4 protein-coding genes and 1 pseudogene are annotated in these 3,290 nt (G+C 71.0%); 3 read left to right on the top strand and 2 right to left on the bottom strand.

Annotated elements, in window-relative coordinates; all coding sequences use genetic code 11:
• Positions 1-39: 39 nt before the first annotated feature.
• Positions 40-258, bottom strand: a pseudogene (locus E1291_RS40420) (NAD(P)H-hydrate epimerase); the annotation flags it as partial.
• A gap of 238 nt (positions 259-496) precedes the next feature.
• Here E1291_RS40420 and E1291_RS40425 point away from each other — a divergent pair.
• The 3 genes from E1291_RS40425 (at position 497) to E1291_RS40435 (ending at position 2,102) form a co-directional block, all read left to right on the top strand.
• Positions 497-1,357 carry a helix-turn-helix domain-containing protein gene (locus E1291_RS40425; protein ID WP_131743287.1) on the top strand — a complete coding sequence of 287 codons (861 nt, stop codon included), beginning with the start codon at positions 497-499 and terminating at the stop codon, positions 1,355-1,357.
• A gap of 39 nt (positions 1,358-1,396) precedes the next feature.
• Positions 1,397-1,615 carry a DUF397 domain-containing protein gene (locus tag E1291_RS40430; RefSeq protein WP_131743288.1) on the top strand — a complete coding sequence of 73 codons (219 nt, stop codon included), beginning with the start codon at positions 1,397-1,399 and terminating at the stop codon, positions 1,613-1,615.
• Positions 1,616-1,883: 268 nt separating this feature from the next.
• The gene (locus E1291_RS40435) at positions 1,884-2,102 is read left to right on the top strand and encodes a DUF397 domain-containing protein (RefSeq protein WP_131743290.1); all 219 of its coding nucleotides are present in this window, start codon (positions 1,884-1,886) and stop codon (positions 2,100-2,102) included.
• Positions 2,103-2,150: 48 nt separating this feature from the next.
• On the opposite strand, the gene E1291_RS40440 is transcribed toward E1291_RS40435, so the two are convergent.
• A complete protein-coding gene (locus tag E1291_RS40440) occupies positions 2,151-3,107 on the bottom strand; it encodes an ABC transporter permease (protein ID WP_131743292.1) in 957 nt (318 codons plus the stop codon).
• Between the last annotated feature and the right edge of the window lie 183 nt (positions 3,108-3,290).

Genomic DNA, 3,290 nt, shown 5'->3' on the forward strand with positions numbered 1-3,290 from the left:
TGGAGTGACTGGAGTTCAGACGTGTGCTCTTCCGATCTCCCGCCGGGCCAGCGCGGCCCCGGCGTACAGGGCGTCGCCGCCGTTGTCGCCGCCGCCCGCGAGGACCACGACGCGGGCCCCGTAGACGGCGGGCAGCAGGCGGGCGCAGACCGACGCCAGCCCGGCGGCGGCGCGGCGCATCAGCGCGCCCTCCGGCAGCCGGGCCATCAGCGCCCGTTCCGCCGCCCTGACCTTGCCGACCTCGTGCGCGTACCTCATCCGCCGCTCCCTGCCCGCGCCGTCCCGCCGTTCACATGGTCAGGGTGCCACGCGAGGGCCCGCCGCAACCGCCCGCGCGAGTTTTCGAATGTTGCGTTGCAAGTTGCCATGTCATGTGCGCAAAGGAATCCGCGGTCGTAGAATCGCGCTCATCCGGTCCGATGTGTTCGCACTGACGTACCCCCGTGCGGCAGAATGCGCCCTGAACAGTCCGTGCAGGACTGGAGAGGCCACAGCAATGAGCACTTCCCGAGGTCCCTCCGTCCGGCAACGACGACTGGCCGCCGAACTCCGGAGACTCCGGGAGCGTAAAGCGCTCACCGGGGACGAGGTCGCCGAGCGGCTGACCTGGTCGACCGCCAAGGTCAGCCGGATCGAGAACGCGCGGACCGGCGCGAAGATCAGCGACGTGCACCGTCTCCTCGACCTGTACGAGATCGACGGCACCCGCCGCGACGACCTGATCTCGCTGGCGCACGACGCCGCCGAGCGCGGCTGGTGGGAGGACTACCGCGACCTGCCGAGCCCGCTGGCGGACTTCATCGCCCTCGAGTCGGAGGCCACGGCGGTCCGCGAGTGGGGCAGCACCGTCTTCCCGGGGCTGCTCCAGACCGAGAGCTACGCGCGGCATGTGATCGGCGGCTGGAGCGCGCTCGCCACGCTCCCGCCGCAGGAGCTCGAACGCCGCGTCGAGGTCCGGATGCGGCGCCGGGAACTGCTCCGCCGGGCACGCCCGCTGGAACTGTCGGTCGTGCTGGACGAGGCCGTCCTGCAACGCCGGATCGGTGACCGTGAGGTCATGCGCGAGCAGCTCGACCATCTGTGCCGGATGACCGAGTTGCCGAACGTGAGCGTGCAGATCCTGCCGCTCGACATCGCGCACTCGGTACTCGCTGAGACATTTATTCTGCTGGAATTCTCATCGGTGCACGACATCACCTTTCCTGATATCGTGCACACCGAATCACTGACAATCAGCCACTTTGCGGATGAAGCCGTTACGTATATGTACCGGCTCGCCTATTCTAACCTCGCTGGCCAGGCGTTGGACGCCGTCGGCTCACGGCGGCGCATCATCGCGGCCAGAGACGCCTGGTGACGGTCCGCGGAGTGGCGTACATCCCGTGAAAGGCACCGAGTGTCCCCTTTCGCCACTCCTGCACCACAATGGAGAAAAAGCGCCCACTGCGGGGCGAGCAACACGTGCGTCGAAGTGGCCGAACTGGCCGGTCCGTCCCCTTCTGTGGGAGCACGTGACGCAAAACACGGAACGCAGAGCCCGGTCCTGTCATTCTCCCGGGGAGAGTGGCGCGACTTCATCGGACGAGCCAAGAAGGGCGAATTCGATCTGCTGTGACGGTTAGACGCCGGTGGTCCGGCCGCCCCGCGCGGGCGCGCCGGGGACCGCCGGCGGGCGAGCCGGGTCGCCCGGACGGCGGGAACACCGCCCCCGGAACCCGGCTCGTCGCCTTCTCCCCCGAAACCCTGGGCCTACCTCGCCCCATCGGCCCCACCGGCCCCATCCGGCCGTCTGTGACCACCCGTTTCAGGCGATCTTGTTACCTTGTGCTTGAGCACCGGCAGCGCGGCCGCGGGCACAGCTGACTTTCGAGGCAGGAGCCGGAATGAGTTTCGATGCGACAACGCCCGCCCGATGGAGGAGGAGCGCTCGATGCGGCGCCAGCAACGGATGTGTCGAGGTCGCGCGAAACGGTGGCGGGACGGTCGCGGTGCGCGACGGCGTGCGCGCCGCCGACGGCGGCCGGGAGCGGCTGGTGTTCGACGCCGCGGAATGGCGCCGGTTCACCATCGAGGCCAAGGACGGCCGATTCGACCGCATTTGAGAATTCCATTCCCATTGGGAATCTCAAATTGACCTCCCGGCCGGGCGGTCAGGCCAGGCGCACGCCCTTCGGAACGGCCTGGACTGGCGTGCGCAACCGCCGGGCCGTGAGCCATACCGCACCGCCCGCGAGGGCGAGGTCGAAGGCCAGTCCGAATGGCCACACGGGCGCCTTCTCCGAGCGGTAGGCGCCGCCTGCGCGGATGTCGCGAACCCCGCGGCTCAGCTGGCCCAGCGGGTCGTTGCGCTGCGACCGGGTGTACAGCAGCACGTCGCCGGACCGGACCGTGGCGCCGGGCAGCCTCGGCGCGGCGTCGGCCAGCACCACGACCGGGTTGGGCGCGAGGAGCCACCAGACGCGGTCGGTGCGGTCGGGGGCGTAGTCGCCCGGTCCCGGCGGCGCGGAGGCGAGCGGGACCGCGATCGTGAACAGCAGCGGCGTTCCGACGATCAGCCCGAACACCGTCAGGTACGACAGCAGCACCGAGGTGACGCTGCGCGCGAGCAGCGCCGACCAGCACTGCGACACGGCGCAGACCACGCCGATCAGCAGGCCGGTGACCAGCAGCGTGACCAGGGCCCGCCACGGGCCGACCGCGCCCTCGGCGACCGGCCACAGCACCGACGGCAGGGTCAGCAGCAGCGCCAGCAGGCCCGTCCCCCAGGCCGCCGCCAGCTTGCCGAGCGTGATCTCCGCGGGCGTGAGCCGGGTCACCTGGAGCGTCGCCAGCGTGCCCCGCTCCCGGTCGCCGTTGACCGTCTGCCCGCCGAGCGCCGGCGTGACCAGCAGCGTCAGCACCAGCACGCCGAGCAGCACCCCGCCGAACATCGGCACGCCCGCCGACCCACGGGAGGTGACGTGCTCGGACTCCAGCGTGAGCCGGTACATCAGCCCGAGCCCGTTGACCACCGCGAACCAGACCGCGAGCAGCGCCTTCCAGCGGCCCGCCCGCAGCCGCGTCCTGATCTCCTGCCGTGCCACCAGCCCGATCCCGCGCGCGGTCATCGGCCGCTCACCTCCGGTTCTCCGTCATCGCCAGGTACGCCGACTCCAGCGCGCCGCCGGCCGGCGCGAACCCGCTGACCGGGACGCCCCGCGCGACCAGCGCGGCCAGCAGCCCTGCGGCCTCGGCCTCGGTGAACGGCCCGGCCTCGGCGCCGCCCGGCAGGTCGCGGACGGGCTCGGGCC

Source organism: Actinomadura roseirufa (assembly GCF_900659635.1).
In the GTDB taxonomy this organism is placed as follows: Bacteria; Actinomycetota; Actinomycetes; order Streptosporangiales; family Streptosporangiaceae; genus Spirillospora; species Spirillospora roseirufa.